The organism is Pseudogulbenkiania subflava DSM 22618 (genome assembly GCF_900177275.1).
GTDB classification, from domain to species: domain Bacteria; phylum Pseudomonadota; class Gammaproteobacteria; order Burkholderiales; family Chromobacteriaceae; genus Pseudogulbenkiania; species Pseudogulbenkiania subflava.
In genome coordinates this window covers 79,974-99,148 of record NZ_FXAG01000012.1, presented here as the reverse complement: position 1 = coordinate 99,148, position 19,175 = coordinate 79,974, and the positions used below count along the sequence as shown (strand labels likewise).

Here is a 19,175-nt window from a genome sequence, read left to right as displayed (position 1 = left end):
TCATCACCACCCCGCTTCAGATGCTGTCATGGTCCTGGATGACCCGGGGCTTGCCCGGCCAGGTTGGCCGAACCCCGAGACAGCCCGGCTTCGGCCAACCCGGGCGGGGCTACTTGATGCCCAACCGCTCCAGGCGATAGCGCAACGAGCGGAAGCTGACCCCGAGCAGCTTGGCCGCCTGGGTGCGGTTGAAACGGGTCGCCTGCAGCGCCTTGACGATGGCGTCGCGCTCGACGCGGTCGAGGTACTCCTGCAGCCCTTCGCCTCCGCCCGCCACCGGCGGCTCAGCGCCGCCCTCGCTGCATGCGGCATCGGACAACTGCAGGTCGGCCACGTCCACCCGCCCGTCGCTGGCCAGCGCCGCGGCGCGTTCGAGGATGTTTTCCAGTTCGCGGAAGTTGCCGGGATAGTTGTACCCCAACAGCGCCTTCACCGCGTCCGGGCTGAGGCGCGGGCGGGCGCCGTCGCCGGCCAGCCGCTCCAGCAGGCGGCCGACGAACAGCGGGATGTCCTCGCGCAGCTCGCGCAGCGGCGGCATGGTGAGCTGGATCACGTTGAGGCGGTAGTAGAGGTCCTGGCGGAACGCGCCGCTGTCGACCAGCGCCGCCAGGTCGTGGTGGGTGGCGCATAACAGGCGCACGTCGACCGCCTCCTCGGGGCCGCCGCCCAGCTTGCGCACGCGCTTCTCCTGGATCGCGCGCAATAGCTTGACCTGCATCGCCAGCGGCAGGTCGGCCACTTCGTCGAGGAACAGCGTGCCGCCGTTGGCCTGCTGGAAGAAGCCGTCGCGCTCATTGTCGGCGCCGGTGAAGGCCCCCTTGCGATGGCCGAAGAATTCGCTCTCCATCAGGTTTTCCGGGATGGCGCCGCAGTTGACCGGCACGAACGGACGCGCCGCGCGCGGCCCCTGCTCGTGGATCAGCCGCGCCGCCTGCTCCTTGCCGGTGCCGGACTCGCCGTGGATGTAGACCGCGGCCTGGGTGCGCGCCAGCCGCTCGATCAGCCGCCGCACCTCCTGCATCGCCGGCGATTCACCCGCCAGCCGCACCGTGCCGTCCACGGCGCCGCCGGCCGTGCGCCCCTCCAGCGCCAGCGCCGACTGCACCAGCGTCCTCAGCTGCGCCAGGCTGACCGGCTTTTGCAGGTAGTCGAAGGCGCCGGCCTTCATCGCCGCCACCGCGTTGTCGGCGCTGCCGTAGGCGGTGATCACCGCCACCGGCACGTCGAGCCCGGCCTGGCCGATGTGCTCGACCACCGCCAGCCCTTCGCCATCCGGCAGGCGCATGTCGGTCAACGCCAGGTCGAACGGCTGGCGCGACAGCTGGCGGCAGGCGTCGCCGACGCTGGCGGCGGTGACCACCTCCAGCCCCATCTTGATCAGCGTCAGTTCCAGCAGTTCGCGGATGTCCGGCTCGTCGTCGACGACCAGCACGCGGCGATTAAGGGTTTTGGTCATAGGCTTTCCGGCAGTACAGTCTGAAACGTCCGCCCGGACTCAGGTAGGCGAGCAGGGCATCGTTGGCTTCGGCCAGCTCGCGGGCGATGTAGAGCCCGAGGCCGGTGCCGCTGCTTTCGGTGGTGTAGAACGGTTCGAACAGGCGGGACTGGTGCTCGGCGCCGACGCCGGGCCCGTCGTCCACCACGTCGATCAACAGCGCGCTCTCGCTCTCGTCGACCTCGATGCGCAGGGAACCGGTATGGCGCTGGCAGTAACGCCAGCCGTTGGCCAGCAGATTGCCGACAATCTGCGCCAGGTGGCCACGGTCGAAGATCATGGCGCGCGGGCTGTTGAAGGTGGTGATGATGCGCCCGGCGGCGGCGGTTTCGCCGAGCACGAACTGCTCCACCAGCTCGGCCAGCACCGTCGCCGGGCGCAGCACCTCGGGGCGCACCCGGTCGCGTCGGTTGAGCGCCAGCACCTCTTCCACCAGGCGGTCGATGCGCCGCGTATTGTCGCGCACCATCGTCGTCAGGCGCCGCGTGGAAGGGTCGACGGCGTCCTCGCCCAACAGCTCGGCGGCGTGGCTGATCGCCGCCAGCGGGTTGCGGATTTCGTGGGCGATATTGGCCGTCAGCCGCCCCAGCGCCGCCAGCTTGAGCTGGCGCGCCTCTTCCGCCAGCTCGCGCGTCTCGCGCAGGAACAGCAGCAGCGTCGGGGTCTCCCCGGTCAGGATCGGCACCATGCGCCCGATCAGCGGATGGGGCTGGGCGTTGAGCTGCACCGGCCGCGCCAGCAAGGGAGAGCCGTCCTGGCGCCAGTGCGCCACCGGCGCCGCCAACTCGGGCAGCAGCTTGCCACGCTCGACCAGGCCGAAGTGGCGCGTGGCGGCATCGTTGAACTGGCGCACCCGACCTTCCTGGTCGAGCACCAGCACCGCCTCGCGCAGGCTCTGCAGGGCCAGCTCGTTGAGGCGGTTGAGCTGGGCGATCTCGCTGCCGCGCGCCGCGGCGAGTTGCTCCGACTCGCGCGCCACCCGGGCCAGTTGGTGGGTAGTGACGCTGGTGACGAAACCGGCGCTGGCCAACAGCGCCGCCTGTACCAGTTCGCCGGTGGTGCCGTTCAGCGCCAGGATGTCGTACAGCGTGACTCCCAGCAGCGCCAGGCTGGCCAGCGCGGCGTAGAACAGCGCGTAGCGCCCCGACGCCAGCAGACCGGCCACCGCCAGGTAAGGCAGCAGTAACACGCCGTAACCGCTTCTCACGCCGCCATTGAGCGCCATCAGCGCAACGATCATGACGATATCGACGCTGACCCCCAGCGTGACCTGCACGCCGTGCGCCAGCGGGCCGCGCCCGAGCGACAGCCACAGCCCGATCAGGATGGAGTAGGCCAGCACCCAGCTGTAGAACGCCGGCCCGGCCACCAGCAAGGGTTCGCCGTCGAAGCCGTGCAGCTGCGACACCAGCAGCAGCACCAGCACGATGGTGCCGCGGAACGCGTTGAACAACCTGAGCGCGTTGGCCGAAGGCAGCGTGAGCGAACGCGGCAGCTCGATCATGCGCGTCCGGCCGGATCGACGATGGCCGTCACCAGCCATTTCTTCGGCAGCAGCTGGCCGCGCCGCGCGCGCTTGCCGTCGTACTCGGCGAGCGCGATCTTCTCCTCGCTCTGCTTGCCGCGCACCGACTGCGCCGCCAAGAGCGCCTTATCGCCGCCGACGAGGCCGATCGCGGTGAGCGCTTCGCCCTCGCCCAGCTGCATCAGCATCAGGCCGCGGCCCTTGGCCAGTTCCTTCAGCTCGCCGGCCGGGAACGCCAGCAGGCGGCCGTTGTCGGCGGCCGCCACCAGCCGCAGCGCCTCCAGGTTGGCCGAAGACGGCACGGCCAGCGGCGGGAGCACGCTCTCGCCGTCCTCCAGCGTCATGAACGCCTTGCCGGCCTTGACCCGCCCGGCCATGTCGCCGAGCTTGGCGATGAAGCCGTAGCCGCCGGAGTTGGCCAGCACGAAGCGCGTGCTGTCCGGACCGGACAACAGCTGCGCCGGCTTGGCGCCGTCCTGCAGCTCGACCAGCGACGCCACCGGCACGCCGTCGCCGCGCCCGGTCGGGACCACGGCGGGATCGACGGTGTAGGCGCGGCCCTTGGAATCCAGCACGATGACCGGCCACACGGTGCGCGTTTCCACCACGGTGGCGAGCGCGTCGCCGTCCTTGAAGGAAAGCGCGCTCAAATCGACGTTGTGGCCGACGCGGGCGCGGATCCAGCCCTTCTGCGACAGGATGATGGTGACCGGTTCGTCGGCGATGGTCTGCGTCAGCACCGCGCGCTCGGCGGCCTTGATCTCGCTGCGGCGCGCGTCGCCGTACTTGGCGGCGTCGGCCTGGATCTCGTCGCGCATCAGCCCGGTGAGTGCATCGGGCGTGGCCAGGAGGTGGCGCAGCCCTTCGCGCTCCTCGCGCAGTTCGGACAGCTCCTTCTCCAGCTTGAAGCCTTCCAGCCGCGCCAGCTGGCGCAGGCGGATTTCCAGGATGTCCTCGGCCTGGATTTCGGTCAGGCCGAAGGCCTTGATCAGGTCGGGCTTGGGCTCGTCCGATTCGCGGATGACGCGGATCACCTCGTCGATGTGGATGAAGGCGATCATCCGGCCTTCGAGGATGTGGATGCGCTTGTCCACCTGGGAGAGACGATGCTCGAGGCGGCGCGTCACCGTGGTGCGGCGGAAATCCAGCCACTCGGCGAGGATGGGCTTCAGCCCCTTCTGGCCAGGGCGGCCGTCGAGCCCGATCATCACCAGGTTGAGCGAGGCGTTGCCCTCGAGGCTGGTTTGCGCCAGCAGCACGTTGATGAACTCGTTCGGGTCCTGCCGGCTCGACTTGGGTTCGAACACCAGCCGCACCGGCTGCTCGCTATCGGATTCGTCACGCACGCGGTCCAGTAGCGACAGCATCAGGCTCTTCAGGTTCTGCTGCTCCTGGGTCAGCGCCTTCTTGCCAGCCTTGACCTTGGGGTTGGTCGCTTCCTCGATCTCGGCCAGCACCTTCTGGGCAGAGGAACCCGGCGGCAGCTCGGACACGATCACGCGCCACTGGCCGCGCGCCAGTTTTTCCACTTCCCACTTGGCGCGCACGCGCACGCTGCCACGGCCGCTTTCATAGGCGGCGAGGATGTCTTCGGCCGGAGTGATGATCTGGCCGCCGCCGGGGAAGTCCGGCCCCGGCACGTAAGCCATCAGCTCGGCGGTGCTGAGTTCGGGGTTGTCGAGCAGGGCGACGGCGGCGCCAGCCACCTCGGTCAGGTTGTGCGGCGGAATCTCGGTGGCGAGGCCGACCGCGATACCGGAGGCGCCGTTGAGCAGCACCATCGGCAGCCGGGCCGGCAGCAGTGCCGGCTCGTCGAAGGCGCCGTCGTAGTTGGGCACGAAGTCGACCGTGCCCATGTCGATCTCGGACAGTAACAGTTCGGCGATCGGTGTCAGGCGCGCTTCGGTGTAACGCATCGCCGCCGCGCCGTCACCGTCACGCGAGCCGAAGTTGCCCTGACCGTCAATCAGTGGGTAGCGCAGCGTGAAGTCCTGCGCCATGCGCACCAGCGCCTCATAAGCCGAGCTGTCGCCGTGCGGGTGGTATTTACCGAGGATTTCGCCGACCACGCGCGCCGATTTCACCGGCTTGGCGCCATGTGTCAGGCCCATGTCGCGCATGGCGTACAGGATGCGGCGCTGCACCGGTTTCTGGCCGTCGGCCACTTCGGGCAGCGCACGGCCCTTGACCACGCTCATGGCGTATTCGAGGTAGGCGCGCTCGGCGTACAGGTCGAGCGGAATCCACTCGCCGGCGTCGCCGTCGGCGACGGGCGGCGGCGGCGCGGCGGGGGGAGTGCCGGCCACGGCAGGCTCGGCGATATCGTCTGCGAAGAGGTCGTTGTTGTCCATGGCGGGCCGGACACGCGCCAAGGCGCATGTCATGGTATGTTGGTTGTCGGAATTGATCGGGGAGGATTGTACTATGGCCAGCTTCATCCAGTGGCAATGCCACCGTTTCGACGGCTTCACTCTGCACACCCTGTACGAAATGCTGCAGCTGCGCGGCCGGGTGTTCGTGGTCGAGCAGCGCTCGATCTACGAGGACATCGACGGCACCGACCTCGATTGCTGGCATCTGACCGGCCGCGACGGCCAGGGCAGGCTGGTGGCCTACGCCCGGCTGATCGCGCCGGAACGGAAATACCCGGACGCCGCCGCCATCGGCCGCGTGGTGGTGGAACCGGACTGGCGCGGCAGCGGCGTCGGCCGCCAGCTGATGGCCGAGGCCGTGCTGCGCACCGCGCGGCTGTTTCCCGGCGCGCCGATGATGCTGTCGGCGCAGGCCTACGCCCAGGACTTCTACGTCCACTTCGGCTTCGAGCGCGTGTCCGAACCCTACGACGACGGCGGCATCCTGCACGTCGACATGCGCCGCCCGCTCGACGAGTGAGACTTCAGTCCCGCCTTCCCGATCAGGCGTCAACCTGCCACAGTAGGCGAGCGAGCGAAAGCAGGTTGAGTGCTACCAGCCCAGCGGCACCGGAATGGACACAGAGTCTATGAGGATTCCGTATCGCTGAGCCAATCTCTGCGTGCCAATCTTTAGATTGGCTCAGCGATGGATCGGCTCACAGGGATCGGCTCACAGGGATTGGCGCAGCGCCGGATTGGCGCGCAGTACGTCCGGCCACCGAGCGGCAGCGGCACCACCGCCTGATGCGGAGTGGTTCTCAAGGTTGGCCGAACACATCCTTCCACGCGGTATAGCCGGTGACGTAAACCACCGGGAACCACAGCAGCAGGCCAAGAAACAAGGGCAGAGCCGCCAGCACGAACAACACGGTCAGCATCAGTCCGCAGGTCAGCACCGCCGGCCAGTTGACGAGTCCGGCACGGATGCTGAGCTTGAGGGCCGGCCACGCCGCCAGGCCGTTCTGCACCACCAGCGCCGGCGCGAACCAGTAGGCTAGATTGACCACGAACACGATCACGCCCCCCAGCAGCATGCTCGCCATCATGGTTCCGACGTGGCCCGGCGCGCTCATCATCTCGGGCGTCGGCACCGTCCCCCCCAGCAACCGCAACAGCACCCCGAACCCCAGCAGCGCCGCCAGCAACAGCGCCAGATAGAGCAGGCCGACGCCGAACAGGGCCTGGCCGGCGCGGCGGAAACCACCGAACAGGTCGGCCACCCCCAGTTCGTCATGGTGCTCGGCACGTGCTGCCGCCAGCACGAAGCCGCCGGCGAACAACGGCCCCAGCAGGAACGCCAGCAGGCCGCCGATCATCGGCAGCGAGCTGACCAGAAGATGCAGCCCGAAATAGGCCAGGGCGAACAGCGCCCAGGTCAGTGGCTGGTCACGCACGATCAGGAAAGATTCGACGATCCAGCGCCAGCCATGCGCCGCGCCCACCTGGCGCGGTTGCGGCGGCGACGTCGGGGTGATGGTCCCCGGCGGAGAGGTAAAAAAATCGCTCATAAACTCCGATCCTCGGGGCTCAGCTTCCATCATAGCCCCAACAATATGACAAGGTTGATCGCTGCCGTCCCGAACTGGCGGCAGCCGGTTGCCGCCCGGGGGTCAAATCAGCGATAATTTCATGATTTAGCGACGGTTCCGCCGCTTCGGCCACTGTAACGGCAGCGGCCCGCGCCGGTTTCCGTAGTTGACCCACTACAGTTTCGAGGTTTCTCCCGAATGGTCTCCCGTACCGAGCTTGCCAACGCCATCCGCTTTCTCGCCATGGACGCGGTGGAACAGGCCAAATCCGGTCACCCCGGCGCCCCGATGGGCATGGCTGATATCGCCGAAGTCCTGTGGCGCGATCACCTGAAGCACAATCCGGCCAACCCGCACTGGTCCAACCGCGACCGCTTCGTGCTCTCCAACGGCCACGGCTCGATGCTGCTGTACAGCCTGCTGCACCTGACCGGTTACGACCTGTCGATCGAGGACCTCAAACACTTCCGCCAGCTGCACTCCAAGACCCCGGGCCACCCGGAATACGGCTACGCGCCCGGCATCGAGACCACCACCGGTCCGCTGGGCCAGGGCATCACCAATGCCGTCGGCATGGCGCTGGCCGAGAAGATGCTGGCCGCCGAGTTCAACCGCGAAGGCTTCCCGGTGGTTGATCACACCACCTGGGTGTTCCTCGGCGACGGCTGCCTGATGGAAGGCATCTCGCACGAGGCCTGCTCGCTGGCCGGCACCTGGGGCCTGGGCAAGCTGGTGGCATTCTGGGACGACAACGGCATCTCCATTGACGGCGATGTCGAAGGTTGGTTCACCGACGACACCCCGGCGCGCTTCGAAGCCTACGGCTGGCAGGTGATCCGCAACGTCGACGGCCACGACGCCGAAGAAATCCAGACCGCGATCCAGACCGCCAGGAAAACCGCCGACCGCCCGACCCTGATCTGCTGCAAGACCGCCATCGGCAAGGGCGCCCCGAACAAGCAGGGCGGCCACGACGTGCACGGCGCGCCGCTGGGCGCGGCCGAGATCGCCGCCGCGCGCGAACACCTGAACTGGCCGCACGCGCCGTTCGAGATGCCGGCCGAGATCTACACCGCCTGGGGCGCCCGCGACGCCGGCGCGGCCCGCGAAAACGAGTGGAACAGCCTGTTCGCCCGCTACCGCGCCGCCTACCCGGAACTGGCCGCCGAATTCGAACGCCGCATGCAGGGCGCGCTGCCGCAGGGCTGGGAAGACGCCAAGGCCGCCGCCATCGCCAAGATCAACGACGCCGCCCAGACCGTGGCCACGCGCAAGGCGAGCCAGATCGCGCTCGAGGCGTTCTCGCCGCTGTTGCCGGAATTCGTCGGCGGCTCGGCCGACCTGACCGGTTCCAACCTGACCAACTGGTCCGGCTCGAAGTGGATCGACGAGCAGGGCAACGGCAACTACATCAGCTACGGCGTGCGCGAATTCGGCATGGCCGCGATCATCAACGGCATGACGCTGCACGGCGGCCTGCGCCCGTACGGCGGCACCTTCCTGATGTTCAGCGAATACGCCCGCAACGCGCTGCGCATGGCCGCGCTGATGAAGACCAACCCGATCTTCGTGTTCACCCACGACTCGATCGGCCTCGGCGAAGACGGCCCGACCCACCAGCCGGTGGAGCAGGTCGCCACGCTGCGCTACATCCCCAACATGAACACCTGGCGTCCGTGCGACACCACCGAGACCGCCGTGGCCTGGGCGCACGCCATCGAACAGAAGACCACGCCGAGCAACCTGATCCTGAGTCGCCAGAACCTGCCGTTCGTGGCACGCGACGCCCAGCAGATCGCCGACATCGCCCGTGGCGGCTACGTGCTGCGTGAAGCCCAGGGCGAGCTCAAGGCGGTGCTGATCTCCACCGGTTCCGAAGTCGAGCTCGCGCTCAAGGCCCAGGCCGCGCTGGCCGAGCAGGGCGTGGCGGTGCGCGTGGTGTCGATGCCGTCGACCAACGTGTTCGACAAGCAGGACAAGGCCTACCAGGCCAGCGTGCTGCCCGCCGGCGTGCCGCGCGTGGCGATCGAGGCCGGCGTGAGCGACTTCTGGCGCAAGTACGTGGGCCTGGAAGGCGCCGTGGTCGGCATCGACCACTTCGGTGAATCCGCTCCGGCCTCCGTGCTGTTCAAGGAATTCGGCTTCACCGTCGACAACGTGGTGGCCCAGACGCTGGCCGTCATCTGATCCTGAATAAATAAAATCAAGGCCATCCCGCCATGACGGGATGGCCGACAAGCAACAAAATTCGCCTTTATCTTAAAATCCGGGAGAGAACCAACATGACCATCCGTATCGCGATCAACGGCTACGGCCGTATCGGCCGCCAGGCCCTGCGCTCGATCTACGAATACAATCTGCGCGGCGATTTCGAGATCGTGGCCGTGAATGCCTCGGGCGACCTGGCCACCAACGCCCACCTGACCAAGTTCGACACCGTGCACGGCCGCTTCGCCGCCGAGGTGAGCCACGACGAGAAGAACCTGATCGTCAACGGCGACGTGATCCCGTTCTTCTCCACCCGCAACCCGGCCGAACTGCCGTGGAAAGCGCTGAACGTGGACCTGGTACTGGAATGCACCGGCGCCTTCACCAGCAAAGAAAAGTGCCAGCTGCACCTGGACGCCGGCGCCAAGAAGGTGCTGATCTCCGCCCCGGGCGGTGACGACGTCGACGCCACCATCGTCTACGGCGTCAACCACGACGTGCTGACCGCCGACATGACCGTGGTGTCCAACGCCTCCTGCACCACCAACTGTCTGGCCCCGGTAGCCAAGGCGCTGAACGACGAGCTCGGCATCGTCAAAGGCCTGATGACCACCATTCACGCCTTCACCAACGACCAGGTGCTGACCGACGTGCGCCACAAGGACCTGCGCCGCGCCCGTTCCGCCACCGAGAACATGATCCCGACCAAGACCGGCGCCGCCAAGGCCGTGGGCCTGGTGCTGCCGCAACTGAAGGGCAAGCTGGACGGCTTCGCGGTGCGCGTGCCGACCATCAACGTGTCGCTGGTCGACCTGACCTTCGAAGCCGGCCGCGCCACCTCGGTGGAAGAAGTGAACGCCATCGTCAAGGCTGCCGCCGAAGGCCCGATGAAGGGCATCCTGGGCTACAACACCCTGCCGCTGGTCTCCAGCGACTTCAACCACACCACCGAAGGCTCGGTGTTCGACGCCACGCTGACCAAGGTCTCCAACGGCAACATGGTGAAAGTGCTGGCCTGGTACGACAACGAGTGGGGCTTCTGCCAGCAGATGCTGCGCACCGCCCGCGCGCTGTTCGCCCAGTAAGAGGATGCGGGTAGGGCGGATGCCCCGCAGGGGCGATCCGCCAAACGAGACCTCAGCGACGACGGCGGATCGCCCCGAAAGGGGCATCCGCCCTACAACCGCCGCGCCCCCGGCGCGGCGTCCGTACGGATAGAGCCATGCAATTTCTCAAACTGACCGAACAAGACCTCGCCGGCAAGCGCGTGCTGATCCGCGTCGACATGAACGTGCCGCTCAAGCACGGCACCATCGGCGACGACACCCGCATCCGCGCCAGCCTGCCCTCCATCCTGCACGCCCTGAAGGCCGGCGCCGGGGTGATCCTGATGACTCACCTCGGCCGCCCCACCGAAGGCGAGCCGAAGCCGGAAGACAGCCTGGAGCCGGTGGCCGAGCGCCTGTCCGAACTCCTGGGCCTGAGCGTACCGGTCAACAACAGCTGGCAAGAGCAGCCGCTGGTGGTGCACCCAGGTGAAGTGGTGATGCTGGAAAACGTGCGCCTGAACCGCGGCGAGAAGAAGAACAACGACGAACTGGGCCGTGCCTACGCCGCCCTGTGCGACGTGTTCGTCAACGACGCCTTCGGCACTGCGCACCGCGCCGAAGCCTCGACCCACGCCGTGGCCAAGCACGCCCCGCTGGCCTGTGCCGGCATCCTGCTGACCGCCGAACTCGAAGCCCTGTCGCTGGCGCTGGAAGCCCCGGCACGCCCGCTGGTGGCGATCGTCGCCGGCTCCAAGGTATCGACCAAGCTGACCATCCTCGAGGCGCTGGCCGACAAGGTCGACCAGCTCATCGTCGGCGGCGGCATCGCCAACACCTTCCTGCTGGCCGAAGGCCATGGCATCGGCAAGAGCCTGGCCGAGCCGGAACTGGTGGCCGAGGCCAAGAAGGTCATCGCCAAGATCCGCGCCCACGGCGGCGACGTGCCGCTGCCCTCCGACGTGGTGTGCGCCAGCGAGTTCGCCGAGAACGCCGAGGACACGCTGAAGCTGGTCGACGAGGTCACCAAGAACGACATGATCCTCGATATCGGTCCGGATTCGGCCAAGGCCCTGGCCGACATCGTCGCCCAGGCCGGCACCGTGGTGTGGAACGGCCCGGTCGGCGTGTTCGAGTTCGAGCAGTTCAGCCACGGTACCCGCGTGCTGGCCGAGGCGATCGCCGAATCCGACGCCTTCTCGATCGCCGGCGGCGGCGACACCCTGTCGGCCATCGCCAAGTTCGGCGTGACCGACAAGATCAGCTACATTTCGACCGGCGGCGGTGCCTTCCTCGAATTCCTCGAGGGCAAGGAACTGCCCGCGGTGGCGATTCTGCAGCAGCGCGCGCGGTAAAGCGGCCGTAACACCTGTTCAGAATCTGTTACGAGCGGCCCTCAGCGGGGTGAAGAGCAGCACAGGAAGCGGAATGTACTGGGGTACAGGAGGATTTCCGCTCGCGGAGCGAATCTCTAACGTGCACATCTTCAGATGTGCCCAGCGAAAGATTCACACGCCGTGCACATGAGCCCCGATCAGGGCCGCGCAGCAGGATGATGAACCGGTTAAACGGTGGCGGCGCCGCAACAACCCGGCAAGTAGGCTGGACACTACAGCGAAGCTGGCGGACCCTATAAGGTCCGCCACCCCAAACGGAGTCAAACCCATGTCGCTCAATACCTGGCTGCTGTTCCTCGTCACCGTGTTCTTCGTCTCGGCCACGCCGGGCCCCAACATGCTGCTGGCGCTGTCGCACGGTATCCGCTACGGTGTGCGCCGCACCCTGCCCACGCTGGCCGGATTGCTGACCGCACTGGGGCTGATCATGGCGGGCTCGGCGGCCGGCCTGGGGGCGATCCTGGCGGCGTCCGAACTGCTGTTCTCGCTGGTCAAGTACGCCGGCGCGGCCTACCTGATCTGGCTCGGCATCAAGACCTGGCGCGCGGCGCCGCAGCCGCTGGGGCAGGGGCCGGATAGCGGCAGCCGCGCCGAAGGCAGCGCCTGGCAGCGCTTTCGCACCGGCTTCTTGGTGGCGATGAGCAACCCCAAGGCCTTCGTGTTCTTCACCGCGCTGTTTCCGCAGTTCATGGACGCCAGCGCGCCGCAGGGCCCGCAGCTGATGGCGCTGGCCGGCACCTTCTACGTGATCGAGAGCAGCTGGCAGCTGGCCTACGCCGCCGGCGGCTCGCGTCTCAGAAGCTGGCTCAACAGCCCGCTGCGGCTCTCCTGGATGAACCGCTTCGCCGGCGGCTCGTTCATGGCGGCGGGCGTGGCGCTGTCCGGTATCAGCCGACACTGAGCGCCGTTTGGCATCGGCTTCGGCCAACCTTTTGATTTGATACCGGTGCCGTCGCCATGACGGCACCTTGCCTTATTCTGGAGAATTACCATGGCACTCGTTTCGATGCGTCAGCTGCTGGACCATGCAGCCGAATTCAGCTACGGCCTGCCGGCCTTCAACGTCAACAACCTGGAACAGATGCGCGCCATCATGGAAGCCGCCGACAAGGTTGACGCCCCGGTGATCGTGCAGGCGTCGGCTGGTGCCCGCAAATACGCCGGCGCCCCGTTCCTGCGCCACCTGATCCTGGCCGCGGTGGAAGAATTCCCGCACATCCCGGTGGTGATGCACCAGGACCACGGCACCAGCCCGGACGTGTGCCAGCGCTCGATCCAGCTCGGCTTCTCCTCGGTGATGATGGACGGCTCGCTGAAGAGCGACGGCAAGACCCCGGCCGACTACGACTACAACGTCGACGTCACCCGCACCGTGGTCAACTTCGCCCACGCCTGCGGCGTGTCGGTGGAAGGTGAAATCGGCTGCCTGGGCAGCCTGGAAACCGGCATGGCCGGTGAAGAAGACGGCGTCGGCGCCGAAGGCGTGCTGGACCACTCGCAACTGCTGACCGATCCGGAAGAAGCCGCCCGCTTCGTCAAGGATACCGGCGTGGACGCGCTGGCCATCGCCATCGGCACCAGCCACGGCGCCTACAAGTTCAGCAAGAAGCCCACCGGTGACGTGCTGCGCATCGACCGCATCAAGGAAATCCACGCCCGCATCCCCAACACCCATCTGGTGATGCACGGCTCCTCCTCGGTGCCGCAGGAATGGCTGCAGATCATCAACGAATTCGGCGGCGAGCTGGGCGAAACCTACGGCGTGCCGGTGGAAGAAATCGTGGAAGGCATCAAGCACGGCGTGCGCAAGGTCAACATCGACACCGACCTGCGCCTGGCCTCGACCGGCGCCATCCGCCGTTTCCTGGCGCAGAACCCGAAAGAGTTCGACCCGCGCAAATACCTGGCGGCCAGCACCATCGCCATGCGCGACATCGTGATTGCCCGCTACGAAGCCTTCGGCGCCGCCGGCATGGCCAGCAAGATCAAGCCGGTGAGCCTGGACACCATGACCAACAAGTACCTGAAGGGTGAGCTGGCGCAGATCGTCAAGTAAGCCGCTGGTAAATAAATCGGCTGCGCGGCCCCATCCCGGCCCTCTGATGCTCGCCGTACCACTTGTACGGCTGTGCTTCTCGAACCGGCCGGGGGACGCGGCGATGACCGCAGGGAATCCCTGTGGGACGATTTCTTTCACCAGCGCCAATCGCCCGACCCGACCGACCACACCGCCGCGGCTGAACAGCCCGGCGGTGTTTTTTATTCCCGCTCAGTAGCGGACACGCGCGTAGAAAGTCCGCTCGGACGCCTCGCGCGCCTCGCGCAGCGTGCGGATGCCCTTTTCCGCCAAGAGCGGGATCATCTTCAGGAACACCTCGCCGGTGACGATGGCATCGCCCATCGCGGTGTGTCGCCCGATGATGGTCACTCCCAGCCGCTCCGCGATCGCCTCCAGGCGGTGCGATTCCTGGTTCGGGTGCAGCACCGCCGACAGCAGCAGCGTGTCGAGCACGGGCTGGTCGAAACGCACCCCGGTCGCCTCTTCCTTGAGCTGCAGGAAGCGCATGTCGAAGGCGGCGTTGTGCGCCACCAGCACGGTGTCGGCGCAGTAGGCCCGGAACGCCGGCAGCACGGTGTCGAGGTGCGGCTGACCCGCCAGCATCTCCGGGGTGATGCCGTGGATCTTCACCGAGTCCTCCGGCAGCGGCCGCCGCGGATCGACCAACTGCTCGAAACCCTCGTGCTGCAGCAAGCGACGGTTGACGATGCGGGTGGCGCCGATCTGGATGATCTCGTCGCCGGCGGCGGGCTCCAGCCCGGTAGTCTCGGTATCGAACACGGTGTAGGACAGTTCGGACAGCAGGCGCTCGTCCAGGGCGTGCCCGCCCTCCGACCAGCGGAACAGGTCGAAGTCGTAGAACTCCGGCCGGCTGCCGCCGCGCAGGAAGCGCGTCTCTTCGTGACGCTCACGGCGCGGCTCGACCAGCGGCAGCAGCAGCCGGAACAGGGCGCGGTGCGCGGCGCGCTGGCGCTCGAACCACATCTCGCCATTGCAGCGCTCGACCACCTCGCGCACCGATGGCGCGCTCGTCCCGGCACCCTGCATGGTGTCGAGCTCCCAGGACATCGCGGTCTCGGTATTCATGGCGGTGCCGCTCCAGATCAGGTCGAGCTGGGCGTGGTGCTCGGCGCGAGACAGCGCCAGGCGCACCTCGCGCACACCGTACTCGTCGTGCAGGCGGCCGGTGAGGTAGCTCAGCGCCTGCAACAGCGAGAAACTGTCGACCTTGATCCACAGCGTGTCGTCGAGATCCTCGGCCTTGCACGGCACGCCGGTCTGCGCCGTGACCCGCTGCAGCGCGGCCGTCACCACGTCCACGCCGCGCACCACCTCCAGTGGCCAGCGCGCCTTGAGCGCGTCGCCGTAGTCGCTGGCGGCACACTCCAGGCGCTGCGACAGCTGCTGCGCCTCGTCGCGGATCACCCCGAGGAAACGGCGCCGCTCGTCTTCACCCATGTCGCCGTAGTCCGACAGCATTTCGGCGGCGGCGCGCAGGCTGCCCAACGGTCCGCGCACGCCTTCGGTAAAGGCCTGGATCACGGTGTCGCGCCGCGACTCCTCGGCGAAGCTGGCGGTGATGTCGTCGAGGATCAGCACGAAGCCGGCGATGGCCGGCGCGGCCGTGGCCGCCTCCTGGGCGTCGCCGCCCAGCACCGGCGCCAGGTGCACGCGCAACAGCCGGCCGGCTGCAGTGGCGGCGACGAACTCGGCCGCCGGCACCGTCTCGCGCCCGAGGCGCTGCCCCACGCTCTCCAGCGCGTAGGCGATCAGGCCGTGATCGAAAATGGCGTAGATCGAGCGCCCCAGCCCCAGCAGCTCGTCGCCGACCTCGGCACGGGCGCGCTGGTTGTAGAGCAGGATGCGGCCGTCGAGGTTGCACACCACCACGCTCTGGTGCAGCTCCGCCATCAGCGCCGCGAGGCGGTTCTTCTCGGCTTCGAGCGAGTGCTGGGCGCGGCGCACCTGTTCCGCCACGTCGCGCTGCAGCGCCGCGCGCGCCGCCGCCAACTCGTTGATGGCCTGGGCCAGCCCGTGCAACTCGCTGCCGCCATCGCTGTTTACCCGGCGCGACGCGTCGGCCACCACGGTGGCGACTTCCTCGGCCAGGCGCAGCGGCGCCCGCACGTAGCGCGCCACCGCGTCGCGCAACGCCGCCACTGCGCTGCCGCACAGCAGCAGGGCGAGAATCAGCAGCGCCGTCACCAGGTCGTTGAGAGCAAGCCCGGTGCCGCGGGCGGCGTGCCAGGCAAGCCACGCCGTGGCTGCCAGTGCCGCAACGATGGCGAGACAGGCGGTGCCGGCAGCCAGCCCCAGTTTGCGCGACGGCGTCATCGGTTCGGCCTCCGGCAACTCATTGACCGACCAGCTGGCGTACCTTCTCCACCAGCTCGCGGGTCGAGAACGGCTTGGTCATGTAGACGTCGGCCCCCAGCGCCAGGCCCTTGGCCACCTCGGTGTCGCGCCCCTTGGCGGTCAGCATCAGGATGCGCACCCCAGAGAGCGTGGGATCGGCACGCACCTCCTGGCACACGTCGAAACCGTTCATCTTGGGCATCATCACGTCGAGCAGCACGATGTCCGGCCGATGCTGCCGGATCTTCGCCAACGCTTCCTCGCCATCGCCCGCCACCAGCACCTCGAACCCCTCGCGCTTCATCAGGTACTCGACGGAAATCACGATGTTGGGTTCGTCATCGGCTATCAACAGTGTCTTGCTCATGCCCGGTCTCCTGTCGCAGTCTGAACGCTGCGTATGTCATGTCATTGTCCCACAGCCGCGCGCGGCAGCACGAAGGAAAAGGTCGCGCCGGCCCCCGGAACACTCTCCACCCACAGCCGGCCGCCGAAGTGCTCGATGATGTGGCGGCTGATCGGCAGGCCGAGGCCGGTGCCGGCGGGCTTGTCGGTCATGCCGCCGCCCTGGCGGAAGCGCTCGAAGATCAGCTGCTGCTCCTCCGGCGCGATGCCCTTGCCGTTGTCGGCGACGTCCACGCGCAGCCCCTCCGGGGTCTCGGCGAGACGCACCGTCACCTTGCCGCCGCGGCCGACGAACTTGGCGGCGTTCGACAGCAGGTTAAGCATCACCTGGATCAGCCGGTCGCGATCGGCCAGGAGCGGCGGCACACGCTCCGGCAGCTCGAGCGACAACGCCACCTCCTTGTCGCGGAACAGCTGCCCGGTGGCTTCGGCCGACTGTGCCACCAGTTGCTTCAAGTCGATTTCGGTGGTGTGCCACTCGGCGTTGCCGGACTCGATCTTGGCCAGATCGAGGGTCTGGTTCACCAGCCGCGTCAGGCGTTCGGTCTCGCCGACGATGATGGTATGGAAGCGCTGGCGCTCCGGCGGCGGGATGTCGGGGTCGTCGCGCAGGATCTCGGACAGGGCGCGGATCGAGGTCAGCGGCGTGCGCAGCTCGTGCGTCACCGACGACATGAAATCGTCCTTGAGCCGGTCGAGTTCCTGCAGGCGCGCGTTGGCGGCGGTGAGCTGGTGCGTCGCCGCCTCCAGTTGCTGCGATTTGCGCTCCAGTTCGCGGCTGTAACGGCGCAGCTGCGAGGCCTCGTCGAGAATCTCCATTACCTCGGCCGGCGACAGCGGCTCTTCCTGCGCCACCGAGGCCACCACCGCCCGCGCCGAGGCGCTGCCGATGGCGCCCGCCAGCTGCGACTCGGCGAAGTGCACCAGATCGGCGTCGGCCTCCAGCGTGGCGGGATCGGCCACGCCGTGCCGCCGCGCGTAGCCGGCAAACGCGGCGCGCGCCCGTTCCGGGCCGAGGAAACGACCGACCAGCGTTTGCAGTTCGCCACTGTCGGCGCGGCCGCGCCACAACGCCACGCCGACCGGACGGCTCAGCTTCAGGGCGTCGACGAACAACCGCGCCTGGCCCGCCTCGACCGCCGTGGGCGGCCGGCGCAGCGACACCACGACGTAGGCGCCGAGGTTGGCGCACAAACTCCAGAACAGGCTGTGCGAAATCTCGTCCAGCCCGGTGAGGCCGAACAGTTGCTGCGGCCGCAGCAGCCCCAGGGCGAACGGCCCGTCGGTGAGGAAGCTGGCCGGCAGCCAGCCGGACTTGGCGAAGGACGGCAGCAGCAGGGTATAGCCCCACACCAGGAAACCCGCGCTCAGCCCGGCCAGCGCACCGTCGCGCGTGCCGCCGCGCCAGTACAGGCCGCCGATCATCGCCGGGGCGAACTGGGCGACCGCGGCGAAGCTGATCAGGCCGATGCCGACCAGGGCGTAGGCCTCGCCGGCCAGGCGGAAGTAGAGGTAGCCCAGCAGCAGGATGGCCAGGATGGCGCCGCGCCGGATCGCCAGCAGCAGGCCGGAAAGATCGCGCGCGCCGCCCTGCGCCAGTCCCGTCCAGCGCAGCAGAAGCGGCATCACCAGGTCGTTGCAGACCATGGTGGAAAGCGCGATGGTCTCGACGATGACCATGCCGGTGGCGGCCGAGAGCCCGCCGATGAACACCAGCAACGCCAGGGCATCCTGGTGCGCGGCCACCGGCAACGTCAGCACGAAGGTGTCGGCGTCGACGCCCTGTCCGGAAAAACGCAGCAGCCCCCCCAGCGTGATCGGCAGCACGAACACGTTGATCAGCAGCAGGTAGAGCGGAAACAGCCAGATGGCGCGTTTCAGGTGCGATTCGTTGACGTTTTCCACCACCGCCACCTGGAACTGGCGCGGCAGGAACAACATCGCCAGCGCCGCCAGCAAGGTCAGCGAGAACCAGGTGGCGTAGCCCTGGCCCGCCGCCAGCGAACCCGCCAGCACGCGCAGCCGCTCCACCGCCTGGGCGCGCTGGAAAATGTCGCCGAAGCCGTCGTACAGGCCGTAGGTGACAAACAGGCCGGCGGCGCTGAACGCCACCAGCTTGACCACCGACTCCAGCGCCACCGCCGCCACCATGCCTTCGTGGCGCTCGGTGGCGTCGAGGTGGCGCGTGCCGAACAGCACGGTGAAGGCGGCGAGGATCAGGGCGATGTAGAAGGTGCTGTCGGCAAAGAACGGCTGCGCCGCGTCATGGCGCGGCAGCAGCGCTGCCGGCTGCTGCAACAGGATGCCGAGGCTGCCGGAGACCGCCTTGAGCTGCAGCGAGATGTACGGCACCACGCCCACCACCGCGATCACCGTCGCCAGCCCGCCCAAGAGCTGGCTCTTGCCGTAGCGCGAGGCGATGAAGTCGGCGATGGAGGTGATGCGGTTGGCCTTGGCGCTGCGGATCATCTTCAACAGCAGGAACCAGCCCAGCGCCATCACCAGGGTCGGCCCGAGGTAGATCGGCAGGAAGCCGACCCCCGAGCCGGCGGCGCGTCCGACGCTGCCGTAGAACGTCCAGGTGGTGCAGTACACCGCCATCGACAGCGCGTACACCGTGGGGTTGGCGATCACCGAGCGCTGCTGATCGGCGCGGCGGTCCGCCCACCAGGCGACCGCGAACAGCAAACCCAGGTAGAGCAGGGCGACGACGGCGAGGAGGGGGGCCAGGGTCAAGGTCGG

13 protein-coding genes are annotated in these 19,175 nt (G+C 67.8%); 6 read left to right on the top strand and 7 right to left on the bottom strand.

Annotated elements, in window-relative coordinates; translation table 11 throughout:
* Positions 1 to 109: 109 nt before the first annotated feature.
* Genes B9N72_RS12155 through parC form a run of 3 tightly spaced genes read right to left on the bottom strand, consistent with a single transcriptional unit; the run spans position 110 to position 5,371 of the window.
* Complete coding sequence (locus B9N72_RS12155; protein WP_085276663.1) at positions 110 to 1,456, bottom strand: sigma-54-dependent transcriptional regulator; 1,347 nt, start codon at positions 1,454 to 1,456, stop codon at positions 110 to 112.
* Positions 1,440 to 2,999 (bottom strand): two-component system sensor histidine kinase NtrB, encoded by a 1,560-nt coding sequence (locus B9N72_RS12150; RefSeq protein ID WP_085276662.1) that lies wholly within the window; start codon positions 2,997 to 2,999, stop codon positions 1,440 to 1,442. Before B9N72_RS12150 ends, B9N72_RS12155 begins: the two co-directional genes overlap by 17 nt.
* The gene (parC, locus tag B9N72_RS12145) at positions 2,996 to 5,371 is read right to left on the bottom strand and encodes a DNA topoisomerase IV subunit A (protein ID WP_085276661.1); all 2,376 of its coding nucleotides are present in this window, start codon (positions 5,369 to 5,371) and stop codon (positions 2,996 to 2,998) included. The genes B9N72_RS12150 and parC overlap by 4 nt, the downstream gene beginning before the upstream one ends.
* 73 nt (positions 5,372 to 5,444) lie before the next feature.
* Between parC and B9N72_RS12140 the strand changes: the two genes are divergently transcribed.
* Positions 5,445 to 5,912 (top strand): GNAT family N-acetyltransferase, encoded by a 468-nt coding sequence (locus tag B9N72_RS12140; protein ID WP_085276660.1) that lies wholly within the window; start codon positions 5,445 to 5,447, stop codon positions 5,910 to 5,912.
* A gap of 280 nt (positions 5,913 to 6,192) precedes the next feature.
* Here the strand turns inward: B9N72_RS12140 and B9N72_RS12135 are convergent, their stop codons facing one another.
* On the bottom strand, positions 6,193 to 6,942 hold the full coding sequence (locus B9N72_RS12135; protein WP_085276659.1) for a BPSS1780 family membrane protein: 750 nt from the start codon (positions 6,940 to 6,942) through the stop codon (positions 6,193 to 6,195).
* A gap of 219 nt (positions 6,943 to 7,161) precedes the next feature.
* On the opposite strand from B9N72_RS12135, the gene tkt reads away from it, so the two are divergent.
* The 5 genes from tkt (at position 7,162) to fba (ending at position 13,670) form a co-directional block, all read left to right on the top strand.
* Positions 7,162 to 9,150, top strand: a complete 1,989-nt coding sequence (tkt, locus tag B9N72_RS12130; RefSeq protein WP_085276658.1) for a transketolase — start codon at positions 7,162 to 7,164, stop codon at positions 9,148 to 9,150.
* A 95-nt stretch (positions 9,151 to 9,245) separates the two neighbouring features.
* A complete protein-coding gene (gap, locus tag B9N72_RS12125) occupies positions 9,246 to 10,256 on the top strand; it encodes a type I glyceraldehyde-3-phosphate dehydrogenase (RefSeq protein WP_085276657.1) in 1,011 nt (336 codons plus the stop codon).
* 137 nt (positions 10,257 to 10,393) lie between these two features.
* Positions 10,394 to 11,572 carry a phosphoglycerate kinase gene (locus B9N72_RS12120; RefSeq protein ID WP_085276656.1) on the top strand — a complete coding sequence of 393 codons (1,179 nt, stop codon included), beginning with the start codon at positions 10,394 to 10,396 and terminating at the stop codon, positions 11,570 to 11,572.
* A gap of 310 nt (positions 11,573 to 11,882) precedes the next feature.
* Positions 11,883 to 12,515, top strand: a complete 633-nt coding sequence (locus B9N72_RS12115) for a LysE family translocator (protein ID WP_085276655.1) — start codon at positions 11,883 to 11,885, stop codon at positions 12,513 to 12,515.
* Positions 12,516 to 12,605: 90 nt separating this feature from the next.
* Complete coding sequence (gene fba, locus B9N72_RS12110) at positions 12,606 to 13,670, top strand: class II fructose-bisphosphate aldolase (protein WP_085276654.1); 1,065 nt, start codon at positions 12,606 to 12,608, stop codon at positions 13,668 to 13,670.
* A 213-nt stretch (positions 13,671 to 13,883) separates the two neighbouring features.
* Here fba and B9N72_RS12105 read toward each other — a convergent pair whose 3' ends face one another.
* Genes B9N72_RS12105 through B9N72_RS12095 form a run of 3 tightly spaced genes read right to left on the bottom strand, consistent with a single transcriptional unit; the run spans position 13,884 to position 19,169 of the window.
* On the bottom strand, positions 13,884 to 16,007 hold the full coding sequence (locus tag B9N72_RS12105) for a 3'-5' exonuclease (RefSeq protein WP_085276682.1): 2,124 nt from the start codon (positions 16,005 to 16,007) through the stop codon (positions 13,884 to 13,886).
* A 19-nt stretch (positions 16,008 to 16,026) separates the two neighbouring features.
* Positions 16,027 to 16,395: a response regulator transcription factor gene (locus tag B9N72_RS12100; protein WP_085276653.1), complete on the bottom strand. Its 369-nt coding sequence runs from the start codon at positions 16,393 to 16,395 to the stop codon at positions 16,027 to 16,029.
* 41 nt (positions 16,396 to 16,436) lie between these two features.
* Complete coding sequence (locus B9N72_RS12095; protein ID WP_085276652.1) at positions 16,437 to 19,169, bottom strand: ATP-binding protein; 2,733 nt, start codon at positions 19,167 to 19,169, stop codon at positions 16,437 to 16,439.
* Positions 19,170 to 19,175 lie beyond the last annotated feature (6 nt).

Excerpts from the sequence above, each read along its gene's own strand:
- B9N72_RS12155 (WP_085276663.1), bottom strand. The coding sequence starts at position 1,456 with ATGACCAAAACCCTTAATCGCCGCGTGCTGGTCGTCGACGACGAGCCG.
- B9N72_RS12150 (WP_085276662.1), bottom strand. The coding sequence starts at position 2,999 with ATGATCGAGCTGCCGCGTTCGCTCACGCTGCCTTCGGCCAACGCGCTC.
- parC (WP_085276661.1), bottom strand. The coding sequence starts at position 5,371 with ATGGACAACAACGACCTCTTCGCAGACGATATCGCCGAGCCTGCCGTG.
- B9N72_RS12140 (WP_085276660.1), top strand. The coding sequence starts at position 5,445 with ATGGCCAGCTTCATCCAGTGGCAATGCCACCGTTTCGACGGCTTCACT.
- B9N72_RS12135 (WP_085276659.1), bottom strand. The coding sequence starts at position 6,942 with ATGAGCGATTTTTTTACCTCTCCGCCGGGGACCATCACCCCGACGTCG.
- tkt (WP_085276658.1), top strand. The coding sequence starts at position 7,162 with ATGGTCTCCCGTACCGAGCTTGCCAACGCCATCCGCTTTCTCGCCATG.
- gap (WP_085276657.1), top strand. The coding sequence starts at position 9,246 with ATGACCATCCGTATCGCGATCAACGGCTACGGCCGTATCGGCCGCCAG.
- B9N72_RS12120 (WP_085276656.1), top strand. The coding sequence starts at position 10,394 with ATGCAATTTCTCAAACTGACCGAACAAGACCTCGCCGGCAAGCGCGTG.
- B9N72_RS12115 (WP_085276655.1), top strand. The coding sequence starts at position 11,883 with ATGTCGCTCAATACCTGGCTGCTGTTCCTCGTCACCGTGTTCTTCGTC.
- fba (WP_085276654.1), top strand. The coding sequence starts at position 12,606 with ATGGCACTCGTTTCGATGCGTCAGCTGCTGGACCATGCAGCCGAATTC.
- B9N72_RS12105 (WP_085276682.1), bottom strand. The coding sequence starts at position 16,007 with ATGACGCCGTCGCGCAAACTGGGGCTGGCTGCCGGCACCGCCTGTCTC.
- B9N72_RS12100 (WP_085276653.1), bottom strand. The coding sequence starts at position 16,395 with ATGAGCAAGACACTGTTGATAGCCGATGACGAACCCAACATCGTGATT.